This window comes from Dyella sp. (assembly GCF_036746095.1).
Lineage (GTDB): Bacteria > Pseudomonadota > Gammaproteobacteria > Xanthomonadales > Rhodanobacteraceae > Dyella_B.
Genome location: NZ_DAIOEU010000051.1, coordinates 1 through 19,192 on the forward strand (window position 1 = coordinate 1; position 19,192 = coordinate 19,192).

Sequence of the window (19,192 nt, forward strand, 5' to 3'; positions counted from 1 at the left end):
CGACCTTGCCAAGGTCGGGGTCGCGAGTTCGAGTCTCGTTTCCCGCTCCAGTTTCAAGCAAACCTCGGTGAGCCGGGGTTTTGTTTTTTAAAGCGGACCCTGACCTGCTAAGGTTGCGGTTCAGCGCAATGGCCAGGTGGCAGAGTGGTCATGCAGCGGCCTGCAAAGCCGTGTACGCCGGTTCGATTCCGACCCTGGCCTCCATTGCGGTTATAAAAAAAAGCGCCTTTATGGCGCTTTTTTTTGTTGCGGTCGCATCGCTCCGGCGCGACTGCCAACGTCGAACCCATTCAGTGGGAGCGTTTCGCTTTCATCCAACACCCGGTTTCGCCACTTCCGTGGAAGCACGGCCAGCTGGCTCATTCCCATATGCTTGAATTCTTCGGGACGTTTCCAGCGCTGCCAAAGCAGAACGATCGAGCTGACACAAAGAAATGCCAGCCATAACAGCGCTGAAACGTTGTCGATAGTCCTGGAACGAAGCGAAATGAGGACGCCGAGAATGAGGTAAGTCAAAAGGAAATCCACCAGGGCTCCCGGATTGAAAATAGTTCCGTTCCTTTTGAGAGCCATGCTGGTGCTTGCTTATGACTTGACCACAAGCTGCTGGTCGAGCAGGCGGGCATTCGCGCCGCGGCGACGGACGCGAACCCAGAACCACAATTCGCATGCCGCGCCTAGGACGAAAAGTACAGCGCCGCCGCCAGTCATGCCGACACCGTACAAGGAAAGTGCGGCGATAAGTATGGCGGCCGTAAGAAGATGACGTTTCATATGGCCTCCGAAAACAATCGCGGATTAAAGCGTAAGGACATTATTGATGCTCGGGCTTCAAGCCTGCCTGCTTGAAATACATGTGTCGTACCTTTGAGCATATTGCTTTCTCAGGTGAACCCATTGCATGAAATGGTTCTGGAAACTTGCCTCGATTCAAGTGGTATAGCGAGTGAATCAGATAGTCAAGAAAACGTGAAAAATGCGATTGGCTTATTGCGCTGCTGAATTTTGGTTATGCGACGCGGAAAATTCTTCAGCTTATACACGAATCGCCTGTTACATTTTGACTTCCGGTAGGCAACCTACCATCACCCCAGGGGAAACCCATGTCCCGCGATCAAGGAAGTTTTGTCCGTAAAGCAGCGCTCGCCGGCCTGATTGGTCTTTGCGCAACGTCCGTAGCCTTCGCCCAGACCGCCGCGCCGGCGACCGGACTCGGTCAATCCTGGCCCAATGCTGCAGACGTAAGCACCAGTCCGAACTGGCACGTTTACGTGTTTGTGTTGAACGGCATCAAGTACATCCAGGTCAACGATCTGAATGGCACGGTGCACGCGGCGGTTGGTACTGCCAATGGCACGTCGATCGTATTGCCGGTGGGCGTCGATTCGCAGAACGTTGCAGAGGGAACACAAAATGCACCGGCGTCGACGTCGTCCAGTGCAGCTAGTGTAACTTCCAGCAGTGCGCAGACCGTTTATCAAGACGGCAGCACCACTGTGACGGTGACGCCTCAGAGCAGTGGTGCGACGAAGTTTACTGTTCTCAGCTCTGTGCTCTGCCCGAGCTCGTGCTCAGGAGGCGGCGGTTCCTGAAGGTGAGGCTACTTCACCCACAGCCGTAGCGGAGGAGCAGGCCGGGCATCCTGGCCTTGCTCCTCCCGGACGGCATCATGGAGGAGTGCCGTTATTTGCAGCTGGCCTGAAGGCATGCGAACGTGTAGCAATCCGTCAAAAATGCGCACGTGATCGCGCAATTCGGGGATATCAAGCATGCTCGCCCCTAATTTACCAGCCAGACGCTTGCGTTCTTCCGAATGGAATACGGCGCTGGCAACGCCTGTTTCTTCAAGTACGCCCTCTACCCGCAGCATCACCCAACGCTTACCGTGCGTTTCTCCTCCGCGAAGCTGAAGATTCACGCGCGTGCAAGCAAGCCGGGATGTCACGTACACAATAGCCTCGCAAGCCGTCCGATACGTGGCGGTGAGAACGGCGGGTGCCAGGCGGGTGAAGCCACGGCCATTGATCTCGCAGCGGTATGCGATATCGGCTTCGTCGAGTGCGCGAGCAACCGTTTCATTCAGCGCTGCGGGGAGGCCACGCTCACGCCATGCAACCGGATGCATGCTTTCTGCCAAGCGATAGACCTGGTTTTGTGCGGCGATGGCTTGCTTGTAGAAAGCATGGCTCTCCACGTTCGGGACAATTCGACGCATCTGATCAAGCAGGCGTCCGTTTGTGATGTGCAGTGTCCCAGCCAGATATTCGAGCGCCTGCGAAGTTTGCCGCATGCGCTGCTCGCTGAGCTGCAAACTCTGTCTTGCCAACCGTTGGACGTTGAGAGTGCTGTTCCTTTCGCTTTCCTCTTGCATCAGTTGGACGCTTATGCGTCCACCCAGCGCAAACAGACAAGTTACGCCTATGGCTAGAGACGTTTGGATCGCATAGGTTTTGAAATTGAAATCGTCTAATGCGGGCGTCACTAATGCGGTGCAAGCAATAGCCAATGGACCTGCAATAGCGATTGCGCGCCATCCATGCTTCAGCGTAAGCCAAGCCATGGGCAGAAACATGGCGAGAGAGGCAACCTGTTTAATCTCATCCCCGCCGACGAAATTCATCCATGTCAGCACGACAAACGCCGGTATTACCAGCGCAAGGGTGTCCCAAAACAGTCGGCTGGCGAACATCTGGTTGAACTGTTCGCGCAGTCGGCTGCGTTCATAATTGACCTTGACCATCAATACCCATGGCACGATGGAAAGGATCGCCAAATAGGGGCCTAAAAAGAAGCCGAGTGCGCTTATCGGGGCAAACGGTGTTGTTGGATGCGTCTCTACCGCATGTGCAATGGTGCTGTACCCCATGCCGGAAATGGAGACGAGCAACCCGCAGACGAGTAAGGCTTTGATATCGACCAGGTTCTTCGAAGGAAACGGAGGTAACCAGGTGCGGCATGCCCAAACAACTGGCATGGCCACTGCGAAAGGGGGGATGGATCGAATCGCCACCCAGGTAGGGCCTAGCGAATCGAGGCATGGGAAAACGGCATATTCGTTGGGTATCGCTTCGCCGACAAGAAGCGCAAACCAGTACCGATATGGCACCAGAAGGAGGCAGGCGAGACGTACACCGGCGTGAATGGGCCAGTACGAGCTGGAAAGCGGATGTATCGCGAAATAAAGAAGCCCGTAGCCGACCGCAACCCCTAACTGCAGCAGCCAGTCGTTAGTCCACCAGCGCTTCCCCATGCGTTTTCCCCTGCAAATAAATTCACAAGTCTCAAGTGTTGGCGATCGACCCGCTATTTCCCGCCAGATTAGCTTAAGGATAAGACAATGTTGACCGTGAAGTGTGTGTGAGTACAGTCCAGAATCAGCCTGCCGTGCGTCACATTTATGGAGCAGGCTCTGTCTTGGGCACAACTTCTTGCGCGCGGTGTTCCGTCAGCCTACCGAAGGGGCTCGGCCACTTTATCGGCCGACGGCCGGAAATCTTGATGGCGCAAAGAAGAAGGTTGGGCTAAGCGAGGGCAAAGTATGGGCTAAGCAAACGCCAGTAGCCTTGTATCAGACCCACGACCTGGAGGCCTGCAGGTGCGGCTGCTTCGTAAGGATTTGCTACATTGCCATGCAACGCCTCTCCCGCATGCGCTGCGACTTGGGTTGGTGGCATGCGTCTTAGGCCTGGCGGCTTGCGCCACTTACTCGCCCCTGCCGCTGGGCGAAGGGCAGGGAGCCAAGGAGGATGTGTCGCAGCTGTCGGTCGACACCTCGACCATGCCGTTGCCGGCGCTGCGCACCCATTCGTTCGACCTTTCCCATGGCATGGACGTCACCGACGTGGCGATCCTGGCGGTGGCCAATAGCCCGGACCTGAAAGTGATGCGCGATCAGCTGGGTGTCGCACGAGCCCAGGCTTTTCAGGCTGGATTGCTGCCGGATCCGCAGCTTTCGATCAACCAGGAATACCTGACCCACCCCATTCCCGGCTACCGCACCGCATTCGTCTACGGCCTCAGCGAGGACATCACCAGCCTGCTGCTGCGCTCCACCCGCAAGGCTGCGGCCAACGCGCAGGCTGACCAGGCCAACCTCGACCTGCTGTGGGCGGAGTGGCAAACCATTGCCCAGGCGCGCCAGCTGTTCAATCAAGTGGTGTCGTTGCGCGAGCAGCGGCAACGGCTTGCCGTGGAGCAGGCCGCGCTGCGGCCCGTGGATGGCTACGTGCGCGAGGCCATGCAGCAAGGCAATCTCACTTACGACGCGGCCAGCGCCGGTCTGAACGCGTATGCCGATGCCACCAAGCGCCTGTCCGATAGCACCGTGCAGTTGCATCAGGCCGAGCACGATCTGCGCGTGCTGCTTGGGTTGGCGCCGGATGCAAAGCTGGATTTGATCGGCGAACCGTTCCAGGCCTCGCCCACCCCCGGCCAAGTGGAGGCCGCGCTGGCCAGCCTGCCGCAACGCCGGCCGGATTTGCTGGCGTTGCAGGCGGGGTATAAATCGCAAGAGGCCAGCTTGCGCGGCGCGATCCGTGCGCAGTTTCCCGCGCTGACGTTTGGGGTGGATCGGCAGGGTGACAACTCCGGCATACCTTCCCACGGCATCAACGTCGGTATCACGCTGCCGCTGTTTGATCGTAATCGCGGCAACATCGCGATCGAAAAAGCGACGCGGCAGCAACTCAAGGATGACTACGAAAACCGCGTACTCACCACCCGCAACGACATCAGCCAGCTGATGCTCGACCAGGAAACGCTCGCCAAGCAGCGCGAGCAATCTCAAGCCCAGGCCAGGCGTTTGGATGACGCCAGCCGGGCTGCGGAAAACGCGTGGCAAAAAGGCTTGCTGGATTGGCCGACCTATTTGTCCATCCGCGCCAACGCACTGAGCGCAGACATGGACGCCATCGCCGCGCGTGACCAGCAATCGCAGCAGGCGATTGCGCTGGAAGCCCTGCTCGGCAGCACCGATCTTCAACCGCCCCCTGCATCCACGGCCAAACTATGAATCGACTTGTCTTGACGCGTGCCGCGCTGGCGGCGCTGATGCTTGCTGCACTGGCCGGTTGCGGCAAAGGCGGTGCAGCCGGCGATGACGATGAAGCGCCGGCGGTGATGGGTTCGGTGCTGGTGACCACGGCCTCGCCGGTAAGCCAGACCTTCCATGACACGATCCAGGCATGGGGCACCGCCGCAGGCGATCCGCACCGCGCCAGCACCATCAGCCTCGGGCACGGCGGCCAGGTGACCGGTCTGCTGGTGGCCGGGGGGCAATCCGTGCAGCGCGGGCAGCCGTTGCTGCGCGTCGCGCCGGATCCGGTCGCCCGCAGCGCGTATCTGCAAGCACAAAGCACGCTGGATCTCGCCACCGGCGAACTCAAGCGCACCGAGCAAATGGCGGCCCAGCATCTGGCCACGCAATCGCAGCTGGCTACCGCGCGCAAAGCGCTGGACGATGCCAAGGCCGGCGTCGAGGCACAACGCGCGCTCGGTGGCGGTAGCGCCGAAGAAACCATCAACGCGCCGAGCGATGGCGTCGTGACGGCGCTCAACGCGAACCTTGGCGATCGTTTCCAGGCCGGCACGGCGCTGTTGAGCTTCGCACCTTCCCAGGCTTTGATCGCACGTCTTGGCGCACAGCCGGAAGAAGCCACGCATCTCAAGCCGGGCATGCCAGTGACCGTGCAGGGTGCGTACGGTTCCAGCGAAACCTTGCATGGGCGCCTCGACGTGGTCGGCCATGCGATTGACGCGCAAACGCACCTGCTGCCTTTGCAAGTGAGCCTGCCGCCGGATGCCGGCAACGTGCTAGTGGCCGGCTCGGCCGTGCAGGCCAGCATCGACTCCACCAGCTACACCGCATGGGCATTGCCGCGAGACGCGGTGCTGCAGGATGACAAAGGCGCGTATGTGCTCGTTGTCGAGCAGGGCAAGGCGAAGCGCATCGACGTCAGTTTGAAGCATCCGGACGGCGATACCGTCGGCGTGCAAGGCCCACTGGACGCCAGGATGCAGGTCATCGTGAGCGGCAACTACGAGCTGGATGACGGCGATGCGGTGCGCGAAGGCAACGAGCCGGCCAAGGCGACGCAGGAGTCCGCCAAGTGAACGTCACCGCTTGGATGCAGCGACATTGGCGTTCGCTGCTGTTCCTCGTCGTCATGCTGACGATCGGCGGCATCGGCAGCGCCGTCTTCATGCCGGTGGCCTTGTTTCCGAACGTGCAGTTCCCGCGCATCATGGTTTCGCTCGATGCCGGCGATCGTCCTGCCGACCAGATGGCGATTGCGGTCACTACGCCCATCGAAACGGCGTTGCGGCGCGTGCCTGGCGTGCGCGATATCCGTTCCACCACCAGCCGCGGCAGTGCGGACGTGTCGATCACCTTCGACTGGGGTACGGACATGAGCCGCGCATTCGGCGACGTCAGCGCCGCCGCCAGCCAGGTGTTGCCGGACCTGCCGGCCGGCACGCAGCTCACCACGCGCCGCATGGACCCGAGTTCATACCCCATGCTGGCGTACAGCTTGCGCTCGCACACGCTATCGCCCAGCGCGATGTACGACTTGGCGCAGTATCAATTGCGTCCCTTGCTCAGTGGTGTTGCAGGGGTCGCGCGCGTGGAAGTGCAGGGTGGTGAGATCGCGGAATTCCATGCCGACGTCGATCCGAATCGCCTGCGCGCACAAGATCTCAGCCTTACTGACGTCGCCACCGCCGTCAGCCGTGCGGCGACGATCGAAGCGATGGGGCATGTTTCCGACCACTACAAACTGTACTTGTTGCTGGCGCAGAACCAGCCGCGCACGGTGGATGCGCTGCGCCGGATCGTGGTGCGCGCGGACAGCCGCGGCATCGTGCGCCTGGGCGACATCGCAGATGTCACGCTCAGCCACGTGCCGCAGTGGATACGTGTCACGGCCGATGGACAAGATGCCGTTCTCATCCAGATCCTGCAGCAGCCGGACGGCAACAGCGTGCAGATCGCGCGCGATGTGAAGCAGCGCCTGCAGGATTACGCGCCGCAGATGCCGGCCGGCGTGAAGATTGCCAACTGGTATGACCAGTCGCAGCTGGTCACTGGCGCAGCCGGCAGCGTGCGCGATGCGATTCTGATCGGCATCGTGCTGGCAGGCCTGGTGTTGTTCGTGTTCTTGCGCAATACGCGCGTCATTTTCATTGCAATGCTGGTGGTGCCGGCCGTGCTGGCCATCACCGTGTTGCTGCTGCACGTGCTTGGCATGAGTTTCAACATGATGACGCTCGGCGGCATGGCGGCAGCCGTGGGCCTGATCATCGACGATGTGATCGTGATGCAGGAACACATCATGCGCCGGCTGCATGGCGCTGGCGGCCAGGTCAGCGAACGCATCGGGCGGGCCGCGTGGGAATTCACGCGTCCGCTCACGGGCTCCAGTGCTGCGACGGTGGTGATCTTTGTGCCGCTGGCGTTCCTCACCGGCGTCACCGGCGCTTTCTTCAAGGCGCTGTCGCTCACCATGGCCAGCGCACTGGTGATTTCCTATCTGCTGACCTGGATCGTCGTGCCGTTGCTGTCGGAACGATTGTTGGATCAGCGGCATATCGCCGACCACGAGGGCGGCGCGTTCTCACAGCGAATCAAGCGCGGTTACGAAAGTGTGTTGCAGCGCTGGTTGAAACGGCCGGTATGGATTGCCGCCTTTGTGCTGCCGCTGATCATTGTCGGCGCGCTGGCCTTCAGCCAGGTCGGCACCGGCTTCATGCCGGCCATGGATGAGGGCGGCTTTACGCTTGACTACATTTCCAAGCCGGGCACGTCGCTGGAAGAGACCGGGCGATTGCTCAATCAGGTCGAGGCGATCATTCGCGCCAATCCGAATGTGGATACCTATTCGCGCCGCACCGGTTTGCAGCTTGGCGACGCGCTGACCGAAGCCAACACCGGCGACATTTTTATTCGGCTGAAGAACGGCTCGCGCCCTTCCACCGAAGAGGTGATGAACGACATCCGGCAGGAAGTGGAAGCCAAGGTGCCTGGCCTGGACGTGGAAGTATCGCAGCTGATGGAAGACATGATCGGTGACCTGGTCTCCGTGCCACAGCCGATCGAGATCCAGCTCTATAGCGACGACCCCAACGTACTTAACGATACCGCTCAAAAAGTCGCCGACGCGTTGGGCAAGATCGGCGGCGTCAACGGCGTGCTGCCTGGCATCAATCCAGCCGGCGATGCGCTGGTCATGACGGTGGATCCCGCCAAGGCAGCCTTGCAGGGGCTGGATCCCACGGCGGTGAAGGAACAAGTCGATGCGTCCATCGACGGCACCGTCGCCACGCAATTGCCTGCCGGCGGCAAGATGATCGGCGTGCGCGTGCGCTTGCCGGCAACCGCGTACAAGCGCTTGGAACAAATATCCGCATTGCCGATTCGTGCGGCGGATGGGCATTTGCTGCCACTGTCGCAAATCGCGAGCTTGCAGATCGTGCAAGGGCAGCCGGAGATCACGCGCAGCAATCTCAAGCGCATGGTCGCAGTCACTGCCCGCATCAGCGGACGCAGCATGGGCTCGGTGATCAACGATGTGAAAGCCATGCTGGCCAAGCCTGGCATGCTGCCCAAGGGCATGTATTACCAGCTCGGTGGTCTTTACCAGCAGCAACAGGAAGCCTTCAAAGGCTTGACCATTGTGCTGTTTGCGGCCATCGCGCTGGTATTCACCCTGCTGTTGTTCCTCTACGAAAGCTTCCGCGTGGCATTGGTGATCATGCTGATGCCCTTGCTGGCGATCGGTGCGGTATTCATCGGCCTGTGGCTTACCGGCATCGAGCTCAACATCTCCGCGATGATGGGCATGACCATGATCGTGGGTATCGTGACCGAAGTGGCGATCTTCTATTTTTCCGAATTGGAAGAAGCCGGTACCGGCATGCCGCTGCATGAAGCACTGCTGGAAGCCGCGCGGCATCGCATGCGCCCGATCCTGATGTCGACGATGGCGGCGATTCTGACGTTGTTGCCGCTCGCCCTGGCCTTGGGTTCCGGTTCGCAGATGCAACAGCCCCTGGCGGTGGCGATTATCGCGGGCCTGTTGGTGCAGGTGCCCCTGGTGTTGCTGGTGATGCCGGTGTTGTATGCCGTGTTGATGCGTTCGCGAAAGGCTGCGTAGACTGCTTTGGAAGGAGGTGTTTTCTCAGGGTGCATCCTGACCGTGGAAACGGGATCCATTTGCTTCTACCGCAGGCGCCGTTTTCGCCGCCCGCTTCAACAACCACGCAAGGATCGGCGGCGTCACCATTGCCGTCAACAGCGACATCGCCACGATAATGGCGTACATCTGGTCACTGAACACGCCCGCGGCAAGCCCGAGGCTGGCGATCACCACGCCCACTTCGCCGCGCGGCACCATGCCAAAACCCACGATGGTGGCACCCATGCGGCCCAGCGATAGCGCGCCGAGGAAACCACCCAGAAGCTTGGAGATGATGGCGATGACGGTAACCACCAGCAGCGCAATCAAGGCATCCGCATTGGCGAGCTGATGCAAATCGATCTTGCTGCCGGTCAGCACGAAGAAGAACGGCGTGAGCAGGGCGAGCAGCGGCTGGAGCTGATGCTCCAGCGTGTGCTGCTGGCGTGTTTCGGAGGCAATCATGCCGGCCAGGAACGCGCCGATGATGGCGGCCAATCCAAACAGGGTGGACACATAGGCCAATCCAAGGCACAACGCCAATACGATCAGCAGTGGCGAATAGGTGCTGTGCGGTTTTTCCAGCCAGGTGGAATTCCAGCGCATCACGCGCGTACCACCCCAGCCGATCACGGCGATAAAGCCGATCGCACCGCCCAGCACCATCACCAGATGCATGGGGTCGAAACCGTTGCCGCCTTGCAACGACACCACCACGCCCAGCAACAGCATGGCCAGGATGTCGTCGATTACCGCAGCGCCCAGGATCACCTTGCTTTCCATACGCTGCAGTACACCCAGTTCCTGCAGCACGCGCGCGGTGATGCCGGCCGAGGTGGCGACGAATGCAGCCGCCACGAACAGCGACTTGCCCCAATCGAAACCGCTGGCATGCGCCCAAAAGCCGCCCATGCCGAACGGCAGCAGCACACCGAGCACACCCACCAGGAAGGCTGACTTGCCGACTTTCTTCAGATCTTCCAGCCGCGTTTCAACGCCCACCGCGAACAGCAGCAGCACCACGCCGATTTCGGCCAATACATCCAGCGGCGTGCCGGGTGCGATCTGTTCGGGCGTGATCCAACCCAGCACCGATGGTCCGATGAGGCAACCGGCGGCGATTTCACCGACGACGCCGGGCAGCTTTAGACGTTGTGCGATTTCCGCGCCGATTTGCGCGGCGACGAATACGATGAACAACGTAAAAAGTATTTCATTGGCGTGATGCATGGTCGGCATCCTTCGATCATGAGCATTCGGCCATGCTACTGGCTCAAGCAGTAGAAGACACGCGCTGGCCTGTAGGCGGAGTCTTGTCCAACCGTGCAAAGACGCGACTTGCCACGGCAGTGATGACCGCCAGCACCAACACGGTCCAGCGGAATGCCGCCACATAGGCTTCGCTGTCCTGGCCGTGCAGCAGCGTTTGCATCAGGATCGTCGCCAGCGCGATGCCGAAACTCATGGACAGATATTGCGTGGTGGACGCCATCGAGGAAGCCATTGACGCGTGCTTCACGTCCAGGTCGGTGTAGATCAGCGTGTTCATCACGGTGTATTGCATGCCCATGAAGCCGCCGTAGACGAACACCAGCAAAGTAATCAGCGCGATTGGCGTGTGTGGTCCAAGCAAGGCGAACATCGCCAGCAGGACAGCCACGATCAACGTATTGCCGAACAACAAGCGCCGGTATCCCAGCCGGACCAGCGTGCGATTGACCAGCCATTTGCAGCAGATCGAGCCCAGCGCCTGCGGCACCATCATCAGGCCTGCCGCCAACGGCGACCAGCCGCAACCGACCTGCAGGAACAATACGATCAGCAGGAACATGCCGCTGACGCCGAGCCGCGTGAGCAGATTGCCCGACAATGCCACCCACACGCTGCGCACGCGCAACAGGGTGAGGTCCGCCACCGGGTGCCTGGTGCGATGGCTATGCCATACGTAAGACGCGCCGAAGGCGATGGCGAGCACCACCAGCAGACCCATCTGGCCCCAGCGCACGGTCGTGTCCGCGGCGAATTCCGAAGCGGTCAACAGCAGGGCGGAGGACGCGGCGAACAGCATGAAACCGAACAGATCGAAACGATGCGCCGTTTCCAGCCGGTATTCGGGCATTTCGCGGTAGTTGAGCCACACACCCACCACGCCGACCGGCACATTGATCAGAAAGATCAGCCGCCAATTCGCGTATTCCACCAGCGCACCGCCGAGCAGAGGGCCAAGCACCGAGCCGAGCAGGCCGAAGGTGGAAACCGTGCTCATCACCTGCACGAAATCGCGCTTGTCGATCGTGCGCACCAGGATGTAGCGGCCGACCGGCATCAGCGCCGCGCCGCCGATCCCTTGCAGCACGCGCGCCATCACCAACTCCTGCAAGGTCTGCGAAAGGCCGCAAAGCAGCGAGCCGATGGCAAACACGCTGATCGCCGCGCCGAATACGCGGCGCGTACCGAAGCGGTCGCACAGCCAGGGTGTGGCTGGTATGAGAATGGCCAGGGTAAGTACATAACTGGTCAGCGCGCTGCGCATGTCCAGCGGCGTCTGGTGCAAGGCCGCGGCAACGGCCGGCACCGCCGTGTTGACGATGGTGGAGTCCAGCGACTGCATGAAGAACGATGCCGCTACCAGCCAGATCAGGCCGCTGTAGCGTTCGCGTGAAGGAAGGTTTGCAAGGTCGTCCGCCGTGGCTGCGGTAGCTGAAGAAGCGGCGGGCGAGGAGGGCATGGGCGTTATGATACCTGCTATGGCAGTTATTTGGCTTGAGGAAATCTGTGAGGAGGTTGGGGCAATCCAACATAGCCACGGCTCGAGGACGGCGATGTGCCGTTTCGAAGGAAAGGAATAACGACATCGAATCGTTACACTTTACGCATGAGCAAATCGTCAGCATCTCCATTACCCATCGAACGCGCCGCCGATCTGCGCAAGCAGCTCGAACACGCCAATTACCGCTACCACGTACTGGATGATCCGGAGATCACCGACGCCGAGTACGACCGCCTGCTGCGGGAATTGGAAGCACTGGAAGCCGAGCATCCGCAACTTGCCACGCCCGATTCGCCGACCCGTCGCGTCGGCGCCCGTGCGAGCGGAGGCTTTGCCGAGGTGCGGCATGCCTTGCCCATGCTGTCATTGAGCAATGCCTTCGCGCAGGAAGGCAGCAACGACCGCGAGCGTTACCGCGAAGTGGCGGAGTTCGAGCGCCGCATCGAGCAGACGCTTGGGCGCAGCAATCCGGTGTTCTCGGTGGAACCGAAGCTGGACGGCTTGGCGATCAGCCTGCGCTATGAAGACGGTGTGTTCGTGCAGGGCGCCACACGTGGCGACGGCGAAACGGGGGAAGATGTCACCGCCAATTTGCGCACCGTACGCTCCATTCCCCTGCGCCTGCGCGGCAGCGACTGGCCGCGCGTGCTGGAAGTGCGTGGCGAAGTGATCATGCTGCGCAAGGATTTCGAAGCGTTCAATGCCCACGCGCGCGAGCATGGCGACCGCCCGCTGGCCAATCCCCGCAATGGCGCGGCCGGTTCGTTGCGGCAGTTGGATCCGGCGATCACGGCCAAGCGCAAGCTCAGTTTCTTCGCGTATGCCGTAGGCGTGGTGGAAGGCGTGGAGTTGCCGCCTACGCATTCCAAGACCCTGGAGAAGCTGCGCGAGTGGGGCTTTCCGGTATCGCCGGAGGTGGGCACGGCCAAAGGCTTCGACGGCCTGCTTGCTTACTTCGATCGTATCGGAGCCAAGCGTGACGGGCTGCCGTACGACATCGACGGCGTGGTGTACAAGCTGGACGATTACGCCGGCCAGCGCGACATGGGTTTCGTATCGCGCGCACCGCGCTGGGCGATTGCGCACAAGTTTCCCGCGCAGGAACAAAGCACGGCGGTGGAGGCGATCGAGATCCAGATCGGCCGTACCGGCGCCGCTACGCCCGTGGCGCGCCTCACACCGGTGCAGGTGGCCGGCGTCACCGTCACCAACGCCACGCTGCACAATGCCGACCAGGTGGCGCGACTGGACGTACGCGTAGGCGACGCCGTGATCGTGCGCCGCGCGGGCGACGTGATTCCCGAAGTGGTGCGCGTCATCCCCGATCGCCGTCCGCCGAAAACGCATCCCTGGCATATGCCCACGCATTGTCCGGTATGCCATTCCGCGCTGGTGCGCGAAGAAGGCGAGGCAGCATGGCGTTGTTCGGGCGGATTGGTTTGCGCCGCGCAGCGCAAGGAAGCGTTGATTCACTTTGCTTCGCGCCGTGCGATGGATATCGAAGGCATTGGCGAGCGTTTCGTCGATGCGCTGGTGGATTTTGGCTACGTGCATACGCCGGCCGATTTGTACAAGCTCACGCTCGAAGATTTTCTCGATATGAAGCGCCGCGCGGACGAGCGCGACGGCAGCACGCCGGAAACCGTCAAGGCCGGCAAGATCGCCACCAAGTGGGCCGAGAATCTGATCGAAGGGATCGAAGCCAGCAAGAAGACCACGCTGGCGCGTTTTCTCTATGCGCTTGGCATCGTGCACATCGGCGAAAGCACCGCCAAAACCCTGGCCACGTGGCTGGGACGGCTCGAGTGGGTACGCAGCATGCCCGCGCCGATCCTGCGCGAGCTGCCGGATATCGGTGCCGAAGTCGCCGGTTCCATCGAAGCGTTCTTCAGGCAGAAAGGCAATTGCGATGTCGTCGACGCATTGCTGAAAGCCGGCGTAGCGCTGAGCGATGAAACCGATCCTTCGCCACGCTTGCAACAAAAACTCAACCTGGCGGTATTGCTGGAAGATGCGGGCATCAACGGCCTCGGCCACCGCAATGCCGAATTGCTGGCGTCGCATTTTCCCTCCGTCGCCAAACTGCACGGCGGCGGGGTAACGCATTGGATTACCGCAGGTCTGTCGCAGAATGCCGCGGCCAATCTCGGCGAATACCTTGCCGATTCCCATCGCCTTGCAGCCTTGCAGCAGGCGGAAGCCGCGATGCAGCGGTTGCTTGCCGCCATTCCCAAGCATGCCCAGGTCGAAACCCTGCCATTGACTGGCCAGACTGCCGTGCTCACCGGCACGCTGTCCAGCATGGGGCGCGACCAAGCCAAGGAAAAGCTGGAAGCGCTCGGCGCGAAAGTCTCCGGCAGCGTGTCGAAGAAGACCAGCTTCGTGGTGGCGGGCGAGGCGGCCGGCTCCAAACTCGACAAGGCGCACGAGTTGGGCGTGGATGTGTGGGATGAAGCGCAATTGCTGGCGCTGTTCAAGAAGCATGGAGCCTGATCACGATGGATGCCACGATCAACAACGTCGCACCGTTTCGCCAGCGCCTGCAGGGCCGCGCCAAACTGTACGCCGTGATCCGCACGTTCTTTGCCGATCGCGGTGTGCTGGAAGTGGAAACGCCGATTCTGTCTGCCGCAGGCAATACCGATCCGAATATCGAAAGTTTCCACGCGCCGTTTCATGGTCACGTGGATGCCGGTTCACGCGAGCGCTGGTTGCGCACCTCGCCGGAATATCCCCTAAAACGCCTGCTCGCTGACGGCGTCGGCGATTGCTATGAACTTGGGCGAGTATTCCGCAACGGCGAAGCCGGGGAACGGCATAACCCCGAGTTCACCATGCTGGAGTGGTATCGCGTCGGCTGGACGCACCGGCAATTGATGGAAGAAACCATCGCCTTGGTCGAAGCTGCGCTTGCCTTGGTGGGACGCCGCGCCGAGATATTGATCGAGGGTTATCGGCAGCTGTTTCTCGACGAGCTTGGACTGGACCCGCTGCACGCCCAGATCGACGAACTGCGTGCACCGCTGGCGCAGTACCACATCAATCCCGAGGGCCTTACGCGCGACGATTGGCTTGATCTGTTGATTACCCACAAGCTGCAGCCAGCATTTCCGCGTGACCGGATCACCGTGATTCACGATTATCCTGCCAGCCAGAGTGCACTGGCGCGCATTCGCCCAGGTGACCCACCGTTGGCGGAGCGTTTCGAACTCTACCTTGGGCCGCATGAGTTGGCTAACGGCTATCACGAACTCAACGATGCGGCTGAGCAACGTTCGCGGTTCGAACGCGACAATGCACGTCGACGCGAACGAGGTCTGCGCGAAATGCCGATCGACGAGCAGTTGTTGGCGGTGCTGGGACGCATGCCTGATTGCGCGGGCGTGGCGATGGGCATCGAGCGTTTGCTGATGTGCATGGCGGGCACCGACAGGATCGCTGATGTATTGGCGTTCCCCTTCTCGAAAGCGTAAACACCATGCTCGTTGCACCCAGTGTCATGGGCCGAGTTTGTAGGCTGGGATGAAATCCCGGCCTTTTGGGGAGGCATGCATTCCTTCATGGTCGTCATTCCCGCTTTCGCGCACTGCTGTCCGGGGAAAATGAGGTCCTTCAGAAATGCGTGGGCATAGCACCCCGCATCGAAAATTTTCCATGGAAATTCAGTGCCATCAACTCGTCATTCCAGCGAAAGCTGGAATCCAGTGCCTTTGCAGATTTTCAAGTCGCTGGATTCCAGCTTTCGCTGGAATGACGGCAATAAGGCTTACCAGCGCAGCAAAATTTTTCCGATATGCGCGCTGCTTTCCATCAATGCATGCGCACGCGCGGCCTCCTGCGCCGGAAATACGCCATGGATCACCGGACGCAGCCGCTTTTCGGCAAACAACGGCCACACATGCTCATGTAGTTCCTTCGCAATGGCCGACTTGAAGGCAACCGACCGCGCACGCAGCGTAGAACCGGTGACATGCAGGCGCCGGCGCATCACCATGCCGGCATCGATGGTAGCTTTCATGCCGCCGAGCGTAGCGATGATCACCAGCCGTCCATCATCGGCCAGGGCATCCAATTCGCGCGGTACATAATCGCCGGCAACCATATCCAAGGCGACGTCGACGCCACGGCCGCCCGTCTCGCTTTTGACGCGTTCGACGAAATCCTCGCTGCGGTAGTTGATGGCACGTGCGCCGAGCGATTCGCAAGCACGGCACTTTTCATCGTTGCCCGCGGTGGCAAACACCGGATGGCCGAAGGCATGCGCAAGCTGGATCGCCGTCACGCCAATGCCGCTGGAGCCGCCTTGCACCAGCAGGCTTTCTTTTGAGCCATCCTCGCGCAGCCCAAGCCTGCCGCGGTCGAAAACGTTGCTCCACACGGTGAAGTAATTTTCCGGCAGCGACGCGGCTTCAAGCACGCTGATGCCGGGTGGCACCGGCAAGCACTGACCCAGCGGTGCCACGGCGTATTGCGCGTAGCCGCCGCCGGCCAGCAAGGCGCACACACTATCGCCGCGCTTGAGCCCGAGTGGATTGCTGCCGCTGAAATCGCCTTCCACCACTTCGCCCGCGACTTCCAGTCCGGGCAGATCGGAAGCGCCGCGTGGCGGTGCGTAGTGGCCTTGACGCTGGAACACGTCTGGACGATTTACGCCGGATGCCGTGACCTTGATCAGCACTTCGCCGACGCCTGGTTGCGGTATTGGGCGCCCGGTGAGCCGCAGCACTTCCGGGCCACCGAAACGGGGAATGTCGATGGCTTGCATGGATGTCATCTGTAAAGCTTCCAATGGGTGGGCTGGGTTGCCCCGGACTTGATCCGGGGGATAACCCAACCTACGGTGACCTCTTGGCTTTATTACGGGCTTGAGTCGACCAACACGAGTTCCGCATCTTCGAGCGCCTTCACTTCCAGCGCAGTTTCGTCGCGAATCGCCACACCGTCGCGAGCATCGACGCGAACGCCGTTCACCTCCACCGCACCTTTGGCCGGCACAAGATAGGCGTAGCGTTGTTTGTCCAACGTGTACCGCGCTGTTTCACCCGCTTTGAGGGTGGCGCCGAGTACGCGGGCGTTGGTGCGTAAGGGCAGCGTATCCGTATCGCCTTCCATGCCGCTGGCGAGGGCCACGAAACGCCCAGAGCGCTCACCCACGGGGAATGGTCTCGTGCCCCATGAAGGCGCGCGGCCGCGTTCGTCCGGAATGATCCAGATCTGGAAGATGCGCGTGGTGTCGGATTCAAGGTTGTACTCGCTGTGCGTGATGCCGCTGCCTGCGCTCATCACTTGCACGTCGCCGGCCACGGTGCGGCCCTGGTTGCCCAGGTTGTCACGATGCGTGATCGCGCCTTCGCGCACGTAGGTGATGATTTCCATATCCGCATGCGGATGCGGCGGAAAGCCGGTCTGCGCGGCGATGGCATCGTCGTTCCACACACGCAGCGCGCCCCAGCCCATGCGCTTGTTGTCGTGGTAGCTCGCGAACGAAAAATGATGCTTGGCCTTGAGCCAGCCGTGATCAGCACCGCCAAGGCTTTCGAAAGGACGACGTTCGATCATGGAATACCTCGATTGTTTCGGATGCCGCGCAAGATAAGGCCGGTCGCCGCGACAAGGAATGCTCGCCAGGGAAACAGTGAGTCCGGCTTAGCGATGCCGATGCCCACTCATTTCATGTCCCGCATCCGGCGCGAAAGCCCGATGCCAATAGGTGGAGCTGAGCGAAATCAGGGTGACCACCAAAAACGCCACGGAGAAGTTCAGGCGGCTCGGTTCGCTGTTGTGGCTGGCGACCATGGCCAGCTTGAGGATCAGCGCGCCACAGCACACGCCCACCGACAGCATCAGTTGCTGCAAGGTGGAATAGAAACTGTTGGCGGCACTCATGCGCTCGGTCGGCACGGCTTCGTACGCGATCGTGTTATAGGCGGTGAACTGCACCGACATGATCACGCCGCAACACACCAGCATGCCGAACATCAGCCAGAACGGCCAATCCGTGCGGAAGAACGCGCAGACGGCATAACTCAGCCCGGCCAGCACGCCGTTGTAGACCATCACGCGGCGAAAGCCGATCCAGCGCAGCAGGCGGGTGGTAAGGAGTCGGGCGAGCAGAGCCCCGACGGAAATGGCCAGAATCAACTGCCCGCTGCGCAACGCCGAGAAACCCAGCCCGATCTGCAACAACAGCGGCAGCAGGAACGGTTGTGCGCCCTGGGTGATACGCATCAGCGCGCCGGAAATCACCGATAGCCGGAACGAGTCGATGCGCAGCAGGGTGAGATCCACGGCCGGATGCTCGCGCCGCCCGGCGTGCTTGATGTAAGCCAGGCACGCAGCGGTGCCGATGGCCACGAGGACCACGCCGTTGTGTGCATCGGTGTTCTGGCCGAACAGCTCCAGGCCGAACAGCAGGCAGCTCAAGCCGATACTGCACAGCGCAAACCCCAGCCAGTCGAACGGTGCTGGCCGCGTTCCGCAATGCACCTCCGGCACGTAGCGCCGTACCAGCCAATAGCCCAGCATGCCGATCGGCACATTGATGTAGAAGATCCAGCGCCAGTCGAAGTACTGCACGATGAAACCGCCCAGCGGCGGTCCGGCCATGGTGCCGAGCACGGCCGGGATCAGCGTCCACATCATGGACGACACCAGATGCTTGCGCTCCACCGTGCGCAGGATCACCAACCGGCCCACCGGCCCCATCATGGCGCCGCCGGTGCCCTGCACCAGTCGCGCCGCCACCATCATCGAGAGGGTATGCGTGAGCGAACACAGGATCGAGCCGATGATGAACACCACCATCGCGCTGTTGAACACGCGCTTGGCACCGAAGCGGTCGGCCATGGCGCCACTGACCGGGATGAGGACCGCCAATGCAAGCAGATAACTGGTAATCGCCACGCTCATGGCCGGCGCGGAAACGCCGAAGTCGCGCGCCATGGTGGGCAGGGCAGTGGCGAGCACCGTGCCGTCGACCTGCTCCAGGAAGATCGCGCAGCCGACGATCAGGGATATCACGCGGTAGTCGGGATAGGCCGGCTGATCGGTGGCCGGCAGCTCCAGCTTTTCCTCACTCAACGCGCTCACGACGGTTCCTGCAGCGAGCGCAGCGGGGCCTACGCCTGGTGGCGAGGATGTCGAAGCGCTCAGGGCGTGGGCGCATCGGGGCGCGCGCCGCAACGTGTCGCATTATTCGCTTGGTGAGCGGGGAGGACAAGCGTTCGAAGTCACAGCGTTGCGTTTCACA

At 61.1% G+C, this 19,192-nt stretch carries 14 protein-coding genes and 1 tRNA gene; 7 read left to right on the plus strand and 8 right to left on the minus strand.

Annotated features, from left to right (window positions below):
• Window positions 1-130 precede the first annotated feature (130 nt).
• Window positions 131-204: transfer RNA gene (locus V7M64_RS17195), tRNA-Cys, on the plus strand.
• A gap of 24 nt (window positions 205-228) precedes the next feature.
• On the opposite strand, the gene V7M64_RS17200 is transcribed toward V7M64_RS17195, so the two are convergent.
• Window positions 229-573 carry a hypothetical protein gene (locus V7M64_RS17200; RefSeq protein ID WP_333680786.1) on the minus strand — a complete coding sequence of 115 codons (345 nt, stop codon included), beginning with the start codon at window positions 571-573 and terminating at the stop codon, window positions 229-231.
• A 12-nt stretch (window positions 574-585) separates the two neighbouring features.
• Window positions 586-774, minus strand: a complete 189-nt coding sequence (locus V7M64_RS17205; protein ID WP_333680788.1) for a hypothetical protein — start codon at window positions 772-774, stop codon at window positions 586-588.
• A 329-nt stretch (window positions 775-1,103) separates the two neighbouring features.
• Here V7M64_RS17205 and V7M64_RS17210 point away from each other — a divergent pair, with 329 nt between their 5' ends.
• Window positions 1,104-1,592 (plus strand): hypothetical protein, encoded by a 489-nt coding sequence (locus V7M64_RS17210; protein WP_333680789.1) that lies wholly within the window; start codon window positions 1,104-1,106, stop codon window positions 1,590-1,592.
• 8 nt (window positions 1,593-1,600) lie between these two features.
• On the opposite strand, the gene V7M64_RS17215 is transcribed toward V7M64_RS17210, so the two are convergent.
• Window positions 1,601-3,250 carry an MASE1 domain-containing protein gene (locus V7M64_RS17215; RefSeq protein ID WP_333680790.1) on the minus strand — a complete coding sequence of 550 codons (1,650 nt, stop codon included), beginning with the start codon at window positions 3,248-3,250 and terminating at the stop codon, window positions 1,601-1,603.
• A gap of 498 nt (window positions 3,251-3,748) precedes the next feature.
• On the opposite strand from V7M64_RS17215, the gene V7M64_RS17220 reads away from it, so the two are divergent.
• The 3 genes from V7M64_RS17220 to V7M64_RS17230 are packed head-to-tail and all read left to right on the plus strand — an operon-like array spanning window position 3,749 to window position 9,152.
• Window positions 3,749-5,011 carry a TolC family protein gene (locus tag V7M64_RS17220; protein WP_333680791.1) on the plus strand — a complete coding sequence of 421 codons (1,263 nt, stop codon included), beginning with the start codon at window positions 3,749-3,751 and terminating at the stop codon, window positions 5,009-5,011.
• Window positions 5,008-6,111, plus strand: coding sequence for an efflux RND transporter periplasmic adaptor subunit (locus V7M64_RS17225; RefSeq protein WP_333680793.1), 1,104 nt, complete (start codon window positions 5,008-5,010; stop codon window positions 6,109-6,111). Before V7M64_RS17220 ends, V7M64_RS17225 begins: the two co-directional genes overlap by 4 nt.
• On the plus strand, window positions 6,108-9,152 hold the full coding sequence (locus V7M64_RS17230; protein WP_333680795.1) for an efflux RND transporter permease subunit: 3,045 nt from the start codon (window positions 6,108-6,110) through the stop codon (window positions 9,150-9,152). Before V7M64_RS17225 ends, V7M64_RS17230 begins: the two co-directional genes overlap by 4 nt.
• A gap of 24 nt (window positions 9,153-9,176) precedes the next feature.
• On the opposite strand, the gene V7M64_RS17235 is transcribed toward V7M64_RS17230, so the two are convergent.
• Both V7M64_RS17235 and V7M64_RS17240 read right to left on the minus strand, forming a co-directional pair.
• Window positions 9,177-10,403 (minus strand): cation:proton antiporter, encoded by a 1,227-nt coding sequence (locus tag V7M64_RS17235; protein WP_333680798.1) that lies wholly within the window; start codon window positions 10,401-10,403, stop codon window positions 9,177-9,179.
• A gap of 43 nt (window positions 10,404-10,446) precedes the next feature.
• A complete protein-coding gene (locus V7M64_RS17240) occupies window positions 10,447-11,901 on the minus strand; it encodes an MFS transporter (RefSeq protein ID WP_333680800.1) in 1,455 nt (484 codons plus the stop codon).
• Window positions 11,902-12,048: 147 nt separating this feature from the next.
• Here V7M64_RS17240 and ligA point away from each other — a divergent pair, with 147 nt between their 5' ends.
• Both ligA and epmA read left to right on the plus strand, forming a co-directional pair.
• Complete coding sequence (gene ligA / locus V7M64_RS17245; RefSeq protein ID WP_333680802.1) at window positions 12,049-14,436, plus strand: NAD-dependent DNA ligase LigA; 2,388 nt, start codon at window positions 12,049-12,051, stop codon at window positions 14,434-14,436.
• A 5-nt stretch (window positions 14,437-14,441) separates the two neighbouring features.
• On the plus strand, window positions 14,442-15,416 hold the full coding sequence (gene epmA / locus V7M64_RS17250; protein ID WP_333680803.1) for an EF-P lysine aminoacylase EpmA: 975 nt from the start codon (window positions 14,442-14,444) through the stop codon (window positions 15,414-15,416).
• 293 nt (window positions 15,417-15,709) lie between these two features.
• On the opposite strand, the gene V7M64_RS17255 is transcribed toward epmA, so the two are convergent.
• From V7M64_RS17255 to V7M64_RS17265, 3 genes are all read right to left on the minus strand, one after another.
• Window positions 15,710-16,717: an NAD(P)H-quinone oxidoreductase gene (locus V7M64_RS17255; protein WP_333680804.1), complete on the minus strand. Its 1,008-nt coding sequence runs from the start codon at window positions 16,715-16,717 to the stop codon at window positions 15,710-15,712.
• Window positions 16,718-16,800: 83 nt separating this feature from the next.
• Window positions 16,801-17,502, minus strand: a complete 702-nt coding sequence (locus V7M64_RS17260) for a pirin family protein (RefSeq protein ID WP_333680805.1) — start codon at window positions 17,500-17,502, stop codon at window positions 16,801-16,803.
• Window positions 17,503-17,589: 87 nt separating this feature from the next.
• Complete coding sequence (locus tag V7M64_RS17265; RefSeq protein ID WP_333680829.1) at window positions 17,590-19,023, minus strand: MFS transporter; 1,434 nt, start codon at window positions 19,021-19,023, stop codon at window positions 17,590-17,592.
• Window positions 19,024-19,192 lie beyond the last annotated feature (169 nt).